19 protein-coding genes are annotated in these 17,253 nt (G+C 34.7%); 10 read left to right on the forward strand and 9 right to left on the reverse strand.

All coding sequences use genetic code 11. From position 1 onward, the window contains the following. Positions 1–77 precede the first annotated feature (77 nt). The 5 genes from htpG to AAHF87_RS05200 form a co-directional block, all read right to left on the reverse strand. On the reverse strand, positions 78–2,021 hold the full coding sequence (gene htpG, locus AAHF87_RS05180; protein WP_342147458.1) for a molecular chaperone HtpG: 1,944 nt from the start codon (positions 2,019–2,021) through the stop codon (positions 78–80). Positions 2,022–2,155: 134 nt separating this feature from the next. Further along, positions 2,156–2,695: a hypothetical protein gene (locus tag AAHF87_RS05185; RefSeq protein ID WP_342147459.1), complete on the reverse strand. Its 540-nt coding sequence runs from the start codon at positions 2,693–2,695 to the stop codon at positions 2,156–2,158. 31 nt (positions 2,696–2,726) lie between these two features. Then, complete coding sequence (locus AAHF87_RS05190; RefSeq protein ID WP_342147460.1) at positions 2,727–3,494, reverse strand: cupin domain-containing protein; 768 nt, start codon at positions 3,492–3,494, stop codon at positions 2,727–2,729. A 27-nt stretch (positions 3,495–3,521) separates the two neighbouring features. Beyond that, the gene (locus AAHF87_RS05195; protein WP_342147461.1) at positions 3,522–4,220 is read right to left on the reverse strand and encodes a queuosine precursor transporter; all 699 of its coding nucleotides are present in this window, start codon (positions 4,218–4,220) and stop codon (positions 3,522–3,524) included. After that, complete coding sequence (locus AAHF87_RS05200) at positions 4,174–4,851, reverse strand: helix-turn-helix transcriptional regulator (protein WP_342147462.1); 678 nt, start codon at positions 4,849–4,851, stop codon at positions 4,174–4,176. Before AAHF87_RS05200 ends, AAHF87_RS05195 begins: the two co-directional genes overlap by 47 nt. Before the next feature lie 289 nt (positions 4,852–5,140). Between AAHF87_RS05200 and AAHF87_RS05205 the strand changes: the two genes are divergently transcribed. Continuing rightward, positions 5,141–5,530, forward strand: coding sequence for a response regulator (locus tag AAHF87_RS05205; protein ID WP_342147878.1), 390 nt, complete (start codon positions 5,141–5,143; stop codon positions 5,528–5,530). A 120-nt stretch (positions 5,531–5,650) separates the two neighbouring features. On the opposite strand, the gene AAHF87_RS05210 is transcribed toward AAHF87_RS05205, so the two are convergent. Both AAHF87_RS05210 and AAHF87_RS05215 read right to left on the reverse strand, forming a co-directional pair. Next, entirely contained in the window at positions 5,651–5,821 is a 171-nt protein-coding gene (locus AAHF87_RS05210; RefSeq protein WP_342147463.1) for a hypothetical protein, read from the reverse strand. A 276-nt stretch (positions 5,822–6,097) separates the two neighbouring features. Further along, positions 6,098–7,309 carry an amino acid permease gene (locus tag AAHF87_RS05215; RefSeq protein WP_342147464.1) on the reverse strand — a complete coding sequence of 404 codons (1,212 nt, stop codon included), beginning with the start codon at positions 7,307–7,309 and terminating at the stop codon, positions 6,098–6,100. Positions 7,310–7,844: 535 nt separating this feature from the next. Here AAHF87_RS05215 and AAHF87_RS05220 point away from each other — a divergent pair. The 3 genes from AAHF87_RS05220 to AAHF87_RS05230 are packed head-to-tail and all read left to right on the forward strand — an operon-like array spanning position 7,845 to position 9,435. After that, a complete protein-coding gene (locus AAHF87_RS05220) occupies positions 7,845–8,234 on the forward strand; it encodes an iron-sulfur cluster assembly accessory protein (RefSeq protein ID WP_342147465.1) in 390 nt (129 codons plus the stop codon). A 20-nt stretch (positions 8,235–8,254) separates the two neighbouring features. Continuing rightward, a complete protein-coding gene (locus AAHF87_RS05225) occupies positions 8,255–8,524 on the forward strand; it encodes an HPr family phosphocarrier protein (RefSeq protein WP_071662866.1) in 270 nt (89 codons plus the stop codon). A gap of 44 nt (positions 8,525–8,568) precedes the next feature. Beyond that, positions 8,569–9,435, forward strand: coding sequence for an N-acetylmuramoyl-L-alanine amidase-like domain-containing protein (locus AAHF87_RS05230; protein ID WP_342147466.1), 867 nt, complete (start codon positions 8,569–8,571; stop codon positions 9,433–9,435). Between the two features lies 1 nt (position 9,436). On the opposite strand, the gene pmbA is transcribed toward AAHF87_RS05230, so the two are convergent. After that, positions 9,437–10,801: a metalloprotease PmbA gene (gene pmbA / locus AAHF87_RS05235; protein WP_342147467.1), complete on the reverse strand. Its 1,365-nt coding sequence runs from the start codon at positions 10,799–10,801 to the stop codon at positions 9,437–9,439. A 109-nt stretch (positions 10,802–10,910) separates the two neighbouring features. On the opposite strand from pmbA, the gene AAHF87_RS05240 reads away from it, so the two are divergent. The 5 genes from AAHF87_RS05240 (at position 10,911) to AAHF87_RS05260 (ending at position 15,144) form a co-directional block, all read left to right on the forward strand. Then, complete coding sequence (locus AAHF87_RS05240) at positions 10,911–11,336, forward strand: rhodanese-like domain-containing protein (RefSeq protein ID WP_342147468.1); 426 nt, start codon at positions 10,911–10,913, stop codon at positions 11,334–11,336. A gap of 29 nt (positions 11,337–11,365) precedes the next feature. After that, positions 11,366–11,623 (forward strand): glutaredoxin 3, encoded by a 258-nt coding sequence (gene grxC / locus AAHF87_RS05245; RefSeq protein ID WP_342147469.1) that lies wholly within the window; start codon positions 11,366–11,368, stop codon positions 11,621–11,623. Between the two features lie 3 nt (positions 11,624–11,626). Beyond that, positions 11,627–12,124: a protein-export chaperone SecB gene (secB, locus tag AAHF87_RS05250; RefSeq protein WP_342147470.1), complete on the forward strand. Its 498-nt coding sequence runs from the start codon at positions 11,627–11,629 to the stop codon at positions 12,122–12,124. An 8-nt stretch (positions 12,125–12,132) separates the two neighbouring features. After that, complete coding sequence (coaE, locus tag AAHF87_RS05255) at positions 12,133–12,819, forward strand: dephospho-CoA kinase (protein WP_342147471.1); 687 nt, start codon at positions 12,133–12,135, stop codon at positions 12,817–12,819. 87 nt (positions 12,820–12,906) lie between these two features. Beyond that, a complete protein-coding gene (locus tag AAHF87_RS05260) occupies positions 12,907–15,144 on the forward strand; it encodes a hypothetical protein (RefSeq protein WP_342147472.1) in 2,238 nt (745 codons plus the stop codon). A 22-nt stretch (positions 15,145–15,166) separates the two neighbouring features. Here the strand turns inward: AAHF87_RS05260 and AAHF87_RS05265 are convergent, their stop codons facing one another. Further along, on the reverse strand, positions 15,167–16,537 hold the full coding sequence (locus AAHF87_RS05265) for a TolC family outer membrane protein (protein ID WP_342147473.1): 1,371 nt from the start codon (positions 16,535–16,537) through the stop codon (positions 15,167–15,169). 90 nt (positions 16,538–16,627) lie between these two features. Between AAHF87_RS05265 and AAHF87_RS05270 the strand changes: the two genes are divergently transcribed. Then, complete coding sequence (locus AAHF87_RS05270) at positions 16,628–17,251, forward strand: NUDIX domain-containing protein (RefSeq protein WP_342147474.1); 624 nt, start codon at positions 16,628–16,630, stop codon at positions 17,249–17,251. Positions 17,252–17,253: the final 2 nt, after the last annotated feature.

Raw genomic sequence — 17,253 nt, forward strand, 5'->3', positions numbered from 1 at the left:
CATCCAATTTACAATTTTTATAATACTATAAGTCCCCCATAAAGAGAGACTTATAGTTTTTTATTGATTTAATTTACTTATTTACTTGATAACAAACTAATTAAGGTTTTCACAAACCCAGCTGGATCATCCAACTGCTCACCCTCTGCAAGTATAGAAACGCCTAAAAATATGTGTGACCATTCAGCAAGACGAATGTCATCTTGTTCATCCTTCAGATCTCGTATAAATTTATGCTTGGTGTTCAGTTCAAGTATCGGCTTACTCTCTGGTATTTTTTGTCCAGAAGCTTCTAGCATACGTTTTATCTGACTATTTAAAGCATTTTGCTCTTTTACGATACAGGCCGGAGAGCTGGTTAAACGCTGTGAAATACGAACTTCTTTAACTTTATCCTTGAGTATTTCATGGATTTGTTTTAATAAAGGACCAAATTCATCTTCGTTTTGTTTCAGTTGCTCTTCATTTTTTTCTTCTGCGACACTCGATATATCCGAATCTTTAGCTACAGATTGTAAGGTTTTTCCGTCAAATTCAGTTAAATGAGCGACCAACCATTCGTCGATACGATCATGCAGGAGCAATACTTCTATTTCTTTTTCGCGAAAAATTTCTAAATTAGGACTGTTACTGGCCGCTGCAAAGTTTTCTGCGGTGATATAGTATATTTTGTCTTGTTGGGGCTTCATGCGCGCCACATAATCTTCTAAACTTACTGTTTGCTCGCTATTATTTAAATGAGTGGAGCTAAATCTTATAAGTTTTGCTAAGGAGTCGCGATTTACAAAGTCTTCTGCTAAGCCTTCTTTTAAAATATTGCCATATTCCTTCCAAAATTGTAAATATTTTTCAGTTTGTTCTTTAGAAAGGTAGTTTAAGGTTTCAAGCGTACGTTTGGTTATAGCCGAGCGTATAGTATCAATTTGTTTATTATTCTGTAAAACCTCTCGAGAAATATTTAATGGAAGATCATTGCTATCCACAACTCCTTTTACAAAGCGCAAATAACGTGGTAAAAACTGCTCGGCATCGTCCATAATGAAAACACGTTTAACATAAAGTTTTAAACCGCGAGGTTTTTCATGGTTCCAAAAATCAAATGGGCCAGCCTGTAAAGGTATATAGAGTAAAGTCGTATATTCCTGACTACCTTCAATTCTATTATGAATCCACGTAAAAGGATTATTTTTGTCATGTGTAAGATGCTTGTAAAAATTTTTATATTCCTCATCATTAATTTGGTCTTTAGATAAGGTCCATAGCGCAGTGGCATTATTTACAGTTTCCCAAGTAGCGCCAACCTCTTTTTTATCAACTTGCTTCTCAGTTGCAGTCGTTGTATCAGAAGTAGTTTCGTTTTCGGTAATGTTCCTTAGCATACTAATCGGCAAAGTAATATGATCGGAATATTTAGTAATGATACCTCGTAAACGCCAGTCGTCTAAAAATTCTTCTTCGTCTTTCTTTAAATGAAGGATGATTTCAGTGCCTCGTTCTGGCTTGGTTATGCTTTCGATGGTATATCCAGCTTTGGACTCCCGATCGTATTCCCAGCAGACAGCTTCTTCATGTGATTCACCGGCAGCCCGGGTTTTAACCGTTACTTTGTTGGCGACCATGAATGCAGCATAAAATCCAACACCAAATTGGCCAATGAGCTGGGTGTCTTTGCTAGCATCTCCAGTCAAAGAATCTAAAAATTCTTTGGTGCCTGATTTTGCAATAGTACCAAGATTTGCTATAACTTCATTCGAAGTCATACCTATTCCATTGTCAATTAATGTAATGGTACGCTGGTCTTTATCAATGACTAAAGCAATTTTGGGTTCCGTGTCTTCTTCATAAATTTGAGGGTTTGATAGGGCTTTAAATCGCAACTTTTCTATGGCATCGTGAGCATTGGAAATGAGTTCACGTAAAAAAATTTCTTTGTTTTGATAAATCTTATCAATCATTAGGTCTAATAACTGCGCACTTTCCGTTTTAAAGCCTAATGTCTGTTTTTCTGCCAGGGTCGTCATAAATCCAATACCTCTTAATGATAGTAAAAAACCAATATGGACAACATGAGGGCAAAATTCTCAATTTCAAGTAAAATCTTATTAGAAACAAGGATTTTTTAGCTTAGGTTTTTTTATAAAAATAAAAGTATTTTTTAAAGATTAGCTAAATAAAGTATTTCTCTAAGTATGGTTTCTGATCCGACGGTATAGCCCAAATCATAAATTTCTTGAGGTGTAAGTTTTTCTAGAATTAAGGGATTATTTGCAATTTCTAAAGCGGTCAATTTCTTTTGCGTAATTTTATTTACCCGAGAGATCTCTAAGGTAAAAATAGTCTGTTGGAGGATATGATTATAATTTTTTGCAATCAACTTATAATACGCCTGACATGGGAAAAGAATAACATTTTCCATTTTATGTAAAATTTTTCTGTTAGAAGTATTTAAAATTTTTAACAAATCTATGGGGGATAAAGATTTCAATAGTTTTTTATCGTTGGAAATATCCTTAGCATATAATCTAGAAACAAGATTTTTTCCAACGAGTTGTAATGTAAATAGCGTTTCTCCGCTCTTGGTGCAAACTTCTTCATCAATAATACGCAAGGAAAAAGGATAAGCATTAGCCTTCTGTAGTGATTTATATTTTGCTTTTATTGTTGAGATATAATTTTCTACATATTTAAAATCCAAGCTAATACCCTCCAATCATTAAATCAAACTATCAATTATTTCGCGGTGGATTAATTAAAGGTGTTTGTTCATGTTCTTCAATTTTTTTTATACCAATACAGTTTGCACAAAATGAAAACATTGACCAAAAAAAATTATTTTTTGAATTTTTATAGATAGGCGCTTTGGTAGCGAGTTCATCCGTATGAGTAGATTTACATAAGATATTTGCGCTAAGCTCATCAATATCTGATGTATATTCAGGATATTTTTCCTTAAGTATTGTTAATTCCTCTAAACTTGGATTTGAATAATGTTTTGGTATAAATCCAGGTTTACATAAACAAGTTACCAAACCAAAATCTTTATCATCTTTTAGGTTGTTTAGTTTAGCACCAAACAATAAGCCTTTCTCTATTGTGTAGAAAAGATTATTTTCATTTAAAGTAATTTTCTCTAATTCTTGTTTTTTAAAAATAAAAATAGAAATTTCATTGCCACCAAGCCAACGCCATGTTTCAGTAGTATCTAGAATATGTAAGCATGATACTTGTTTACCTTTTAGAAGATAAAATATTTCAGTTTGACTTTCTTGATGATCATTATCAATTGTGTTTACAAATTCTTTAAAATAGCCGTCTTCATCGGTTATACCTTTAATAGTTATTAAGCCCAATTCTTTAATTAAAATATCCGCAGATATAATTTCGGATGGATCTTTATCTTTTAAGCTGCTTTTTAAAATTTCAATTTCTGCCTTTAAGTTTTGATTTAAATTAATTTTGTCCAATTTTTTAAAAAAATCTATTGTTGACAACATTTTTATTTCCTATTATTTATTAAGCATTTATCTAAATGGATTAAAATCAGTTTCAGTATCATAAACATCGAGTTGTTCTTCCATTTTTAGGAAGCCTGTAATTAAAGAAGCAGGCCATACACCCAGCAAGGAATATAAAATCTCGATGGAATAAACCGATAAGATCATATACCCCAACTGTGACAATTCCATATGACCACTAAATCCAAATAATATTGTGATTAAAACTAAAATAAACCCACCAATAGCCGATGATCCTAAACTGCGTAACCAAAAGTGTCTACCTTTCATTAATATTTTCCATTTCGAAATTATATAGATATTAATGAAACTGCTGCTAATAACCGCCAAAATTCCGGCTAGTACAAATCTTAGAATAGGATCAACCACTTGATTATAAGAAGGTTGATCATGCCAAAAATTAGGAGAAGGCAAATGAATAATTAATTTGATTGCTATAGAAAAAAATAATTCACACGCGAGTGTAATCCATATGATTTGTTTAGCAGCGTTATAACCATATACCTCTGCTACTATATCTCCAATAATATACGTTAAAGGAAAAATGAGTGGTGCGCCAGGCACTAATGCGGGACCTAGAAATACTAATTTATATGCTACGACATCTGCGGCTAAACTAATCGTAATGTTTATCATCCCTAAAATAAGGATATATTGATTAATATTTTGTGGCGCCGTTGCTTTTTTCATCCTCGAAATTAACATAAAATTTACTTTTTTTATAATTCATTCTTATTTGTATAACTACACCTAAAATTTTATATAGTTCAGAAAATTTAATAATTTCGGACTCAGTATTTAAATTTTTAAGATAGGTTTTATTTTCATAAATAATTTTTTGCATAAGCTGGGGTTCCGATAACCCCTTTTTATGAATAATGATAAAATCACGATTACGGCCTTTTAAGCTCGGATCAATGACTAACAAAGACCCAGCTAAAAAATTTTTCGTATTATTGTTTTTGATGACTAATCCATAACTATTTTCATTTAGAGTTATATCTCTAATTAATATTGAAGAAAAAGCAAGATAGCATCTATTTCTTGGAGTATTAACAATATCTTTCCAATGGATCAAAGGGATCGTCAGCCTACTGATTTGCTTATGGTTTTTTTTTGGTAAAGCTTCCCTTCCGATTAACTGATCGAGCGATACGGAAAAATAGTGTGCAATAGGGGCCAATGATGCCAGAGTGGGATTATTTTCTTTGTTTATTCTTAGTCGTTTTAGCGTCGAAAGCGGAATACCGGTATGTTTGTGGAGTTGATTGATATTTATTCCCCACTTTTTTATTAAATATTCTAAAGTATTGTGTAGCGTGTGTTTAACGGACAATTGAAATAAACCTCTGCAAAGTCACTTTTCATAATTTACTATGCTAAAACATTATCTTTATTCGCCAAAAACAATGTTGGGCATATAAATTAAACAAGATCCTTGCTAAATTATTTTTTAAAATCACAAAAATTATGCCAGTAATACTATTTTAAATCAAATTTTTTTATTGGTTAAAACATTTTTATATTGTTGCAAATTAGTCCATAAATGGACTATCATAAACTATTAAAATTTACATTTATAAATTTCAAACAAGGAGAGAAAGATAAGTGGATAAAAAAAAAGAATTTTACTAGTTGAAGATCAGTTGATTATTCAAAGGGTACATAGTATTTTTTTAAGAAAAATGGGCTATCAAGTTGATATTGCTGCAAATGGAAAACAAACCTTGGAAATGTGTTCAAATAGCACTTACCATCTTATTATTCTGGATGCAGGTCTACCTGATATACAAGGCGTGGAAGTCGGAAAAAGAATTCGACTATTAGAAAAAAACAATAAATCTAATCGAAAGCCGATAATATTATTAAGTGCATATCCTGCAAATAATTTGAAAAATTGGTGTCAAGAAGCCGAAATTGATAATTTTTCAACTAAGCCTATTCCATACAAAGATTTATATATTATGCTAGAAAATATTTTTAATCAGAAAGCAGTCAACAATGACTTTATTTAGCTTTAATGAAAAAACCCCTGAAAACTTTTAAAGCTGTTCCCAGAGGTTTTTTGGTTTTTACAGATTTTTTTGCTTAAAATTTTGAATATTATTGCAAACAGAGCGATAAGCGCTTGAACTTTATTTTAGATTACCTAGATTAGCGAAATTTGCTGAAAATGTGAGGGGAGGTTCTTTTTCCTCCTTTTTTTCAGTTGATGGCTCATGGTTAATTACACAAGCCAATATCCAAGCTACTCCTAATTCTAGTCCTGCTAATACGACTCCGACTAATACACCATCTATTATCATATTTGTCCCCCATTCAATTGTTGAAATTTCTTAGTAATTTTAGGAAATTTTAGTTATTTTTTCTACTTTAAAGAATTAAAAAACTTTAAAAATCATCATGTTTTTTAAAAATAAAAAACAAATTTTCTAAATTCCTATTAATTGATTCCCTATTAATATTGGACTTTTACTTGGAAAAGGGGTAGCGGGACGAGATGAAAGGGTTGTAAGTGGTTGGATAAGAAAGATGCAATTCAATGCCCATAGCAAATAGCTTATAGGTTTGTAAGCTAAATCCTAGGTAAAAGCAATTTGAACTCCGTTCCCTATAAATAAAACACCCGCGACACCGAGTACTAACAATAAAGGTCTTCCTCCTTTAACTCTAAATCCTTTAGCTAATGAATTTTTTCTATAACGACCACGCCAGGCCATAAGAGAGGGGAGTAAAATAAAAAGAATTGCACAATAAATTCCAGCATAACTTAATGCGCCAATAAAAGCACCAGGATAAAAGAGTACTACCGTCATGGGGGGGAGAAAGGTAGCCAAATAGACGATAACTCCTCCTTTTCCTCGTTTGCTAGTACGTAAACCATCGGCCAAAAAATCAGATAAGCTTAGACCGCTGGCAAGAAAAGAGGTAGCTAGACAAATGGAGGTAAAAATTCTGGCTATAAAAGTGATTAACGGGTTATTTAAGGCATTGCTTAGCTGCGTAACAAACTCACTGGTTGAGTGTTTAGAATGTAGCATGTTAATCAGCCCATAATTCCCTTCACGAGGAAGTACTCCCATGATGCATAGATCCCAAAACAAATAACAAATTAGGGGAATTAAGCTACCTATTAAAATTGCTTTACGTAATTTTGGAATATCATCTTTAAAATAAGTACGTAGACTCGGTATGATATTAGCAAAAGTAAACGAGGTTATCATTACTGTTGCCCCGCTCGTTAGGTAAAGCATGTTTCCATCGGTTAACTTAGAGATAGAGATAGACGGAATAATAAATAAAATAAGTAAAATATAAATGCTAAACTTACTAAACATCAAACCACGATTCACATAATCGACATAGTGAATGCCTCGGTAAACTACGTAACTTAAAATGGCTACAAACAGAAGAATAGATAACCAGTTAGGTACTTTGAACCCCAAATTAAGCAATAAGCCACTGAGAAAATCTCCGCCACCAGCCATATAAGCGGCAAGGACGGAATAAAATAATAAAAGATAGCTTATCCAAGCGATAGATTCACCCCATCGACCTAATAAAATTCGCGACATGGAAATAATATTTGTATTAGGCGGGAGCCATAGATTAACTTCAAGCACCAAGAAAGCGCTGGCGGTCATTATGAACCAGCAGAGTAATAAAAGAAGCAAGGAGTTTGTAAAGCCTGCTTCGGCAGTTGCAATAGGCAATGCCAACATTCCGCCGCCTATCGCTGTGCCCACTATGAGTAAAATACCCCCAAGAAGCTTAGTATCTAATTTGTTAAACATATTTAAGAGTTAAAAAAATGCAAAATGAGTATCACTCACGACATTGGATTTTTGGCAGTGCCGCTTCGTGTAACAATCTGGCGTATACAATAACCATGAGGATTGCGAGTTGAGGACAACACAGACAAAAGTTCAAGTGCTAAAGAGTATATTTTAATATCTAAAGTTAACCGTACAACAAACACTTTTATGACACAAGTAAAAGTTTCCCACTAAAAATCCACGCACAACTTTTAGTGATTCGATTATTGAAGCTTCATCGTGACGTTGTCGGATTTGAGATTTTCGTTTGATGAGTTTTTTGACAGGGTCTAAAGTGGCCTAAACAGTTCGCAGCAGCATTTTTGCCTAGGGAGTTAGTTAAAATTTTTGGAGATGGAAATCAAAAGTTTATCTATTTGGGGGTAAAAAAAACCCATTTCAGCCCATTTTGTAGGTTTAATAACTACAAAACCAGGAATATTGCTCTCTAAATGGGAAAAGGTTTAAGACCGCCACTTTGTTACCTAACTTATTAAGTGGTAATATGGGATTTATGACACAAGTTAATGTCCCTATCTACGAGCCTGCTGAAAGTAAAAGTAAGCTTGATCAGCTTTGTTTAACTCCTTCAGCGATTCAACATATTAAAAAGATCCTTGCTAAGCAAGTAAGGGAAAAATGTTTTCGTTTGAGTGTTAAGCGTTCTGGCTGTTCAGGCTTTTCCTATGTGGTGGATTATGTAGATAGCGTCCATTCCGAAGATTTAAAATTTTCTATTGATGATGAATTAGTTGTTTTTGTTGATCGAGCAAGTTTTCCTATCCTACAGGGGGTTTGTATTGACTATGTACAAAACGGAATTAATGGGACGCTGAAATTCATTAATCCAAATCAAACGGCCGCCTGTGGATGTGGCGAAAGTTTTAGTATAGAGGAAAAATAGAGGATTAATTTCCTCACTATATGATATGTAAAATTATTACGATAAATAACAAATTGGGATTACATGCACGCGCTTCAATGAAGTGGGTCAAAATCGCAAGATGTTTTATTAGCCAAATTACACTCAAATGTAATGGTAAACAAGTAGATGGGAAGAGTATTTTAGAAGTGATGGGGCTTACCGCTCGGCAAGGTAGTCCTGTTGAAGTCATCGTTCAAGGGGAAGATGAAGCTGCAGCGTTAACGGTGTTAGAAAAATTAGTCACAGATAGGTTTGGTGAAGAGGGGTGATGACTCGGTGCCGATTTTTTTATGCCCTTGTAGGCTTATGTTTCTTGTTTATCCCTTTAAGTTTTGCGGGCACGCAGAGCGATGAAATTGTCAAACAACTGATCTCTTTAAACCAGAATTATCCTATACAGCGACGAATTGAAATTCAAAGCGCTGCATTATTAAATACCCCCTACTTAGAAGGGGCGCTTGGTGAAGGTGTTAATGGTAGATATGATCAAAATCCCTTATATCGATTTGATTATTTTGATTGTGAAACCTATGTTGATACTGTCATGGCACTGGCATTAGCCAAGAATCTTCCAGATTTTAAAAACAAAATCAATCAAATTCGTTATAAGCAGGGGAATGTAAGTTTTACGCAACGTAATCATTTTCCTAGTGCTGATTGGATTCCTAATAATAAAAGAAATGGATATATACGCGAGCTGAGTTATTTAATTGCAGGTCAAGAAGCTCGACTGACTAGAACCAAAATAAATTTGCGAAATTGGTATCGCAATTTAACTATAGACAGAATTCAAATTCCTTATTTAAACCCTCAAGAAAAACAAACCTTATTATTTCAATTAAAAAAAGAAGGTGGGGTATATGGAAGTAAAAATGTAAGTGTATCTTATGTTCCAGTCTTTGAGTTGTTACAAAGCCCTAGATTAAGACAAAGAATTCCCACTGGAAGCCTAATTTTTTTTGTCGGTCATGATTCTTATCTAAGTTCCCGAATAGGAACTTCTATGAATGTATTGCATATGAGCTTTGCCATCTGGAATAATGGTCAGCTTTATTGTCGTATGGCTTCATCGAAAGCCGGAAAAGTATTAGATGTGCTTTTTCCAGATTATTTAAAAACCTATTTATCACTCGGTACTTTGGATGGTATTAGTGTGTGGTCTATCACAGAGCAAACCTAGATTATTCCGTTCCTGCTATCATCATGTTTTCTAAAAATATTGAGCCTGTTTGGATAGAGCTCTTACTATTAATATCATTGCCTATAGCCACGATATTTTGATACATATCTTTTAAGTTCCCAGCGATAGTAATTTCTTCCACAGGATAGAGTATCTCTCCGTTTTCCACCCAAAAGCCAGCTGCCCCTCGAGAATAATCACCCGTTACTAAATTAATACCTTGTCCCATAACTTCAGTAACAAGTAAGCCTTTCCCCAGCTGCTTTATTAAATCATTAAGATTGAATTGACTTGTTTTCAGCAGAATATTATGAAACCCACCCGCATTTCCAGTTGTTTGCAAGCTTAGTTTTCTGGCTGAATAGCTATTTAGCAAATATCCGCATAAAATCCCCTCTTCAATTAAGGTGCGATCGCTAGTACGAACCCCCTCATCATCAAAAGGAGCGCTTCCTAAAGCACCTAATAAATGAGGTTTTTCATAAATAGAAATTTTTTTAGCAAAAACGGATTTTCCGATATGATTGACTAAGAAGGAGGCATTGCGATAAAGGTTTCCGCCCGAGATTGCCTCAAGAAAAGTTCTAATTAAGCGGCTGGCAATTTCTGAGTGGAAAATCACGGGTACCTGACAAGTGGAAATTCGTTTTGCGTTAAGGCGTTTAACGGTATTATCTGCGGCTTCGTTGGCCAACGCTTCAATAGATAGTAGTTGATCAGCATTACGATTTATTGTATAGCTACCATCACGCTGCATGCCCGATTTATCTTTTGCTATTAAACTACATGAGATGTTGTGCATGGAGCTAGGATATCCTGCCAAAAATCCATTGCTATTAGCGTAAACATAAATATCCTCTTGCGTTGATAAGCTGACCCCTTCTGAAAAAGCTAATCGTTTATCTTTAGCAAGTGCATAAGCTTCACATTCTTTACCCAATGCAATAGCATTTTGTGGATCGATAGACCAAGGATGATAAAGATCCAAATTAGGCGGTGTTTTTTCTAGAAATTTTGGTTCTGCTAGACCACTAAAAGGGTCTTCAGTAGTAAAACGTGCTATATGAATAGCTGCTTCTAAAGTACTTTTAATAGCTTGAGGACTAAAATCTGAGGTGCTTGCCGAACCTTTTTTTTGGCCAAAATAGACATTTATTCCTAAACTTTTATTCCGATTATGTTCAATTGTTTCAACTTCTTGATTGCGTACAGTCACTGAAAAACCAGTATCATGACTGATACTAGCTTCGGTTTGAGTAGCCCCTTGTTTTTTTGCCATATTCATCAGTTCAGTCAGTAAATTTTTATAATCTGCTTGCTTATTTATTAGCTCTAGCGGATGCTGATGTTCTATTTGCGTAGGCATAAAACCAATTTCTCGATGTTAAAATGTAAGAGAGTATAGCGATGGGCACTAAATTTCGCTAGACTAGCGTGTCTAAGATAAAACAAATAGCAACACAAAGGTTAAACAAATGCATCAGTTTATCGAATTTAGCTTACGACATTGGGAGCTATGGCTAGCTTTTATTGTTATTTTAATTTTATTATTGACCTTTGAGTTGCATGCTAAGCTAACGGGTACACTGCCTCTTAGTGTCCAGGATGCTATTTTTAAAGTTAACCGAGAAGATGCGGTTTTTTTAGATGTTCGCGATGTGCTTAGTTTTAAAAAAGGACACATTGCTGAGTCTATTAATATACCTTTTTCTGAACTCAAAGCTAGGCTAAGCGATCTTGACTCATATCGAGAAAGGCCTATTATCATTAACTATAGCCAGGGGCAATCACACCATAAAATTGGTAGACTATTAAAAAATGCAGGTTTTACAAGATGTTATCACCTCAAGGGTGGAATTATGAGCTGGCAGAATGCAGCGTTGCCTATCATTAAAAGCTAGTTCTTCGATTAATATAAAGCGGGGTTATTATGCAAAAAGTAGTAATATATACCACAGTGGGTTGTCCTTACTGTGCAGATGCTAAAGAATTACTGTCCAAGAAAGGAGTTAAATACGAAGAAATTCATGTTGATAAGGATACCGATAAATTGAAAGAAATGGTGGAATTAAGTAATCGACGTTCTGTACCACAAATATTTATCAATAATAAACCTATCGGGGGATTTGATGATTTATCAAAATTAGCCACCTCTGGTGAATTAGACACTTTACTAAAAGGCGAGTAATTTATGAATCAATCAAGCAAACCTACGCACCAACCCGAATTTATTATTCAGCGCGTTTATGTTAAAGACTTATCGCTAGAGACTCCGCATTCTCCCCAAGCGTTTCAAGAAGAATGGCAACCGGAGTTGAACTTGCAGTTCACCATGAATACGAGTGATATAGGCGCTGACAATCATGAGGTTGTCCTACAAATCACTGTGACAGCGAAATCGAAAGATAAAACCTTATTTTTGGTTGAAGTAAAACAAGCAGGCCTTTTTACATTAAAAGGATTCACTGAAGAACAAAACCATCAAGTGATGAGTATCACCTGCCCTACTATATTATTTCCCTATGCTAGAGAGGCTGTTTCAGATTTAGTGGGTCGTGCTGGATTCCCCCCCCTTTATTTAGCGCCAGTTAATTTTGAAGCCTTGTATGCTCAGCAAATGCAAGAACAGGATGATAAAGGCGGTAGTGGGAAAAAAGAAAATTCTTCGAATTCTATTATTACGCATTAATTTTTAGCGTGTTTACGGTAGCGTTAACCGGTGGAATTGCAAGTGGTAAGTCTACCGTTGCGCGTTACTTTGCTGAGCTGGGAGTCAGTATTATCGATGCTGATCAGATTGGTCGAGCACTTATCGATAACTTCCCGGAAATCCGCAAGCAATTAGTTGCCCGCTTTGGCGCTAGCTTATTAAAAAAAAATGCAACTATCGATCGGGATAAGCTACGAGCAATTATTTTTGCTCATCCCAAGGATCGTGAATGGTTAGAGTGCTTATTGCACCCTTTAATTTACCAAGAAATAGAAAGTTCAATACAAAAAACCACTGGTATATACAAGCTTGTGGTTATCCCTTTATTATTAGAGAGTAGGACCTCCAAATTACTTAAAAAAAAACCCTCTTCAGGTAATTATATTCAATTAGATCGGATCTTGCTGGTCACAGCTCCTAGGGAATTGCAAATTCAACGCGCAGAGGAGCGTGATCGTTTGGAAAGAAATCAGATCGATGCCATTTTAGCCGCACAAATATCTCATATAGAAAGCATTAAGCAAGCTGACGATATCATTCATAATGAATCTGACCTGCAAAGTTTACATAATTCTACTCAGGCCATGCACGAAAAATATTTGTCATTATTAATCCCATCAAAAAATTCTCTTGAAGACTCGGCCTTTCTTGGTTATTATCTCGCCTACAAATAGGAATGATTCTTAATATCATTTAATAGATCCTTAAGCTAATTAGTTTATAGTTTGGGCGTGGTTTGATAATTACAGAGTATTATTACGATGAAAATAAATAAATTTTTTAAATCAAGTCTAGGCTGGATATTAAGCGGAACCCAGGTCGCATTTGATGGATTATCCAGTGCAAGACAAATTGTAGATTTTACGTCTGCTCCTTGGGCAAAATATGCAGCATGTGGCGCAACTATAGTAGAAGGAGAGATCTACAGAAAAAATATTGTCGAAGGATTTAGTAGGTTTAGCTTATTAAGTGAAAAATCACTATGGGAATATTTAATTATTGAGAAATTTGAAAATGATTTGATTTCTATTCAACACTATGAAAAAGAAATAAAAAAGAATTTATCTGATTTTTTAAATGATATTGAGAGCAAATATAAGCTCAGTGAAATTGATGAAAGTGAAACGAAATTTTTAAATAAATATAAAAGTTTACTCAGAGATGAAAAACTCTTAATAGATGATTTATCTCAACGAGACATTGAAGAAAAATTTTCTAATTTTAAAATTAGAAGAGACGGAACTCAAAGTTATATTCCTGATCATGAACTTAGATTCTCAATTTTAGAACAAAATCTCAGAAAACTAGTTTTTTTAAAAACAAGCTCCTTTGTAGCTAGCTACATTGCTAATCAACAATTTCTTGAAAAGGCTAATTTTTCCCATGAAAAAGGTTCTGCTGTCGAAGAGGCAGAAGCTCGATTAAAGCTTTTAAGAAAACTGCTGATCAAATCGGTAGTTGAACAAGGAAGTTGTGATCTTTTAAATAACGAAGCAAATCTTAGTGCAGATTTTATTAATGAACTTAAGGATGAAATATCTAAAAAATCCATAAAATTATGGCCTTTACGCTTTGGAATGTTATTTAGCTTAAGTGTTGGAGCTTGCGTAGGGGTTATTACTTTCTATACTTTTCCCGCAGTCTTAATGGGTTTTGGATTAACTTCTCTAACTATTTTATCGGCTGTCATCTGGCCGTTGGCTATTTTAGCAGCCATTTCTTATGCTATTTTAATTTATAACACCATTACTGATTTAATTCTAAATGAGACTTTATCGAAATGGTGGAAACAGCTTAATAGAGAAATAGAACAAAATTATCCAGTTAAACCCAATATATCAAAATATATTTTTCTTATCGTCGTAAAATCACTTTCCCAATTTTTTGGAAATTTAATAAATTGGTTTAAATTTCAGGAACAAGAAAGTTATTTTTCTTATGCATTAAGAATGATATTAAGTGCTGCGGTATTAGTTTTTGGAATTATAGCTGCACTTACCACTGGATATACTGCTTTTATTCAATTAAAAGACTTTGTTAGTTTGCCCGTGTGTGTGATTACTGCGCTTCCTTTAATGCTAAGTGATTTATTGTTTACTTTGAAAAATTCTTTTGAATCAGTCGGTTTATTGACTGGAATTTCTATGGATAATTTGCTTAATCCAGTAAAAAACGCTTATGTAAATTTTAAACAACAGATATCAACAGAAAATTATTTACAGTGTCTTTTGCACATATTGCGTATTCCATTAAAACTCATGCTTAGCGTTTTGAAATTATTTATCTTTGGTTTCCACGTTTTTTTTACTGCGGTAGCATCGGATAGATTCTTTAGTTTTCCTTGTTGGCTGACCGTTTTTTTTGCAGCAGGAAGTGAATTACTAACAGATATATGCCCGCTTTTCGGTAACGAACAAGGCCATCATCACGATCATGATCATGGCGGAATTTTTAATTGGATAGGAAAACTTATCTTTATTATTCCTGCAACCATTCTAGGAATTTTAAATTGTCTATTTAGCCAACTAAATCGTTGCACTAACTCTAATACCTCTGCTTTAAGTTTTACAAAAGCTATAAAACAAGAATGGCAGCAATTTGACATTATTCATGAGCATGAACATTTGGTTGAGGATACAAGCTCATCAAATGAGGCTGATCGAAAATTACCGAAAGAAATTGTATTGCAAAAGGCTATCCATATTTGTGATAAGCAGATAGGCAGGCTGAAAGAAGGATTTTTTAAAATAGGCTTAGCACAACAAAAAATAGTTATTTTTGAAGCTTATAAAGAAAAGTTAAACCTAAATAATCAGGCTGATCCAAATAATAATTTTACACTCGAAACGAGTGAAAAAGAGACATTAGGCAAACATCGATTTTTTGGCAGAGGCAAAACAGAATCTCTGCAGAAGATAGAAAAAATAAAAGCTTTAATAGATGCCTATGTTGTTAACGACAATTACCCTGTTTCAAATGGTTGCGCAGGGACTTTTTGAGTAAGTTATTGATTTATGCAGACTATGCGAAAAATTTATTAATCTGCACCAAATCATCTGGCTTTAAGCTACCTGCAGCTTGTTTCAGTAATAATGTATCTAACAGATAATTATACTGATCACTGGCTGCAGTACGTTTTGCATCATAAAGATTTTGCTGTGCAATAAGGACATCAACAACAGTTCGTGTTCCTGCGTTATAACTTTCTTCGGTACTATCTAATGAAAGTTGTGCTGATTTGATAGCTTGCTGCTCAGCCTTGATTTTGCTGATATCGGCAAGTACATCATTATACTTTTGGCGTGTATTGACGATAAGCAGCCGATAAGTATTATCTAAATTTGCACTAGCCGTTTGAAAATCATATTGGGCCTGACGGGTTTTAGATGAGACTGCTCCGCCTGCAAACAGCGGAACATCCAATTCTAAACCCAAAGTCCCACCATTCTTATTAAATGAGCTAGGAACATTATTAAATGTAGCGGTTTTTCCATAATTTCCAATTAAGCTTAAACTGGGTAAATGCCCGGAAGCTTGCATCTTTATTTTCTCTCTAGACACTTCTACCCCATAGCGAGCGGCCATTAACTTAAGATTATTTTGTGTGGCTGCATTAATCCAACGTTCGATGTTATCTGGTTGTGGGCTTAGTAATGGTATTTTCTTTGTAAAAGCTTTTATGGAGGAATAAGTCTGCCCTGTTAATTGACGCAATGCCTCTTGATTATTACGTAAAGAATTTTCTGCACTTATTTCCGTAGCAAGCGACTTGTCGTATGCCGCTTTAGCTTCATAAACGCTCGTCAATGCATCTAAACCGACTTGAACCCGTTTCTGGGCTTGATTCAATTGTTTACTATCGGCTATCTTTTCCGCTTGAGCAAATCGTAGAGTGTCCCGTGCGGATAAAACATTAAAATATGCCGTTGCGACACGAAAAATTAGGTCTTGTGCCGCTGCGGCTAAAGTTAGATCAGCTTGTTTACCAGTATTACGGGCTTGCTTTACCGCTAGCCAAGCATTGATATTGATTAATGGTTGTCTAATTGAAATATCATACCCTTGAGATTGCACGTTGCTGGTTCCATTCGGTTGCCCAGCAGTCGGAGGCTGCGTAATGTTTTGGTAATTATTAGAAACGTTAGCTTGGGCTGAAATATTAGGCAAAAGCGCAGCGACACTCTGAGGTATTACCTCGCGTTGGGATAATCGCGTGGATACAGCAGCCTGATAGGTGGGATCACTTTTTAGGGCAGCTTTATAAATATCGATTAAATCTGCAGCAAAAGTAGCTGTAAAGGGTGCAAAAACCAAATAAATAATTAATACTAATTTAGTATAGACAGGTAGTTGTTTAGCAGATTTATAGATAAAAAAGTCGAGTAATGTCATTATTGTTTTTATACTAAAAGAGCGAAATTCTAAACTCTTCTATGTAACCGCCGCTTATTATGCCAGATTTCATAATTGAGATATAGCCCTATGAATTCCCAGTTCGATCATTCAGATGTCAAAATTTTGCAGCAGCAAATCGTCTATCAGGGGCATTTTCAGCTCGAGCAATTGAAGATCCAATTTCGTTTATTTAATGGCGGCTGGAGTTCGCCACGGCTCAGAGAAGTCTTTGAACGGGGTGAAGCGGTGGGCGTGCTACTGTTTGATTCGAATAAGGATCAGCTGGTTTTAATAGAACAGTTCCGCGTAGGAATTACTAAAAAAGCCAAAAATCCTTGGTTAATTGAAATAGTGGCCGGTGTCATTGATAAAGGTGAAAGTTTAGAGCAAGTTGCACGACGAGAGACACAAGAAGAAACCGGCCTAGAAATAACCAATTTATTTCCCATATGCCAGTATTGGGTAAGTCCTGGGGGGAGTTCAGAACGTATTTCTCTTTTTTGTGGACAGGTTGATGCCGGGTTGGCACAAGGAATTCATGGTGTGGTTGAGGAAGGTGAAGATATTCGTTTGCACGTATTAAATTTAAAAACTGCTTATAATTTACTCAATCAAGGAAAATTTAATAATGGTTCGACTATTATTGCTTTACAATGGTTACAACATAATGAGCATATTGTGCGAGACGCATTTTTAAAAAAAAGCGGGTAACT

The organism is Rickettsiella endosymbiont of Aleochara curtula, from assembly GCF_964030935.1.
Lineage (GTDB): Bacteria > Pseudomonadota > Gammaproteobacteria > Diplorickettsiales > Diplorickettsiaceae > Aquirickettsiella.

Coding starts and splice junctions, on each gene's coding strand:
- AAHF87_RS05265 (WP_342147473.1), bottom strand. CDS start 16,537: ATGACATTACTCGACTTTTTTATCTATAAATCTGCTAAACAACTACCT.
- AAHF87_RS05260 (WP_342147472.1), top strand. CDS start 12,907: ATGAAAATAAATAAATTTTTTAAATCAAGTCTAGGCTGGATATTAAGC.
- AAHF87_RS05240 (WP_342147468.1), top strand. CDS start 10,911: ATGCATCAGTTTATCGAATTTAGCTTACGACATTGGGAGCTATGGCTA.
- AAHF87_RS05215 (WP_342147464.1), bottom strand. CDS start 7,309: ATGTTTAACAAATTAGATACTAAGCTTCTTGGGGGTATTTTACTCATA.
- grxC (WP_342147469.1), top strand. CDS start 11,366: ATGCAAAAAGTAGTAATATATACCACAGTGGGTTGTCCTTACTGTGCA.
- AAHF87_RS05220 (WP_342147465.1), top strand. CDS start 7,845: ATGACACAAGTTAATGTCCCTATCTACGAGCCTGCTGAAAGTAAAAGT.
- AAHF87_RS05190 (WP_342147460.1), bottom strand. CDS start 3,494: ATGTTGTCAACAATAGATTTTTTTAAAAAATTGGACAAAATTAATTTA.
- secB (WP_342147470.1), top strand. CDS start 11,627: ATGAATCAATCAAGCAAACCTACGCACCAACCCGAATTTATTATTCAG.
- AAHF87_RS05225 (WP_071662866.1), top strand. CDS start 8,255: ATGATATGTAAAATTATTACGATAAATAACAAATTGGGATTACATGCA.
- AAHF87_RS05270 (WP_342147474.1), top strand. CDS start 16,628: ATGAATTCCCAGTTCGATCATTCAGATGTCAAAATTTTGCAGCAGCAA.
- AAHF87_RS05210 (WP_342147463.1), bottom strand. CDS start 5,821: ATGATAATAGATGGTGTATTAGTCGGAGTCGTATTAGCAGGACTAGAA.
- AAHF87_RS05195 (WP_342147461.1), bottom strand. CDS start 4,220: ATGTTAATTTCGAGGATGAAAAAAGCAACGGCGCCACAAAATATTAAT.
- pmbA (WP_342147467.1), bottom strand. CDS start 10,801: ATGCCTACGCAAATAGAACATCAGCATCCGCTAGAGCTAATAAATAAG.
- htpG (WP_342147458.1), bottom strand. CDS start 2,021: ATGACGACCCTGGCAGAAAAACAGACATTAGGCTTTAAAACGGAAAGT.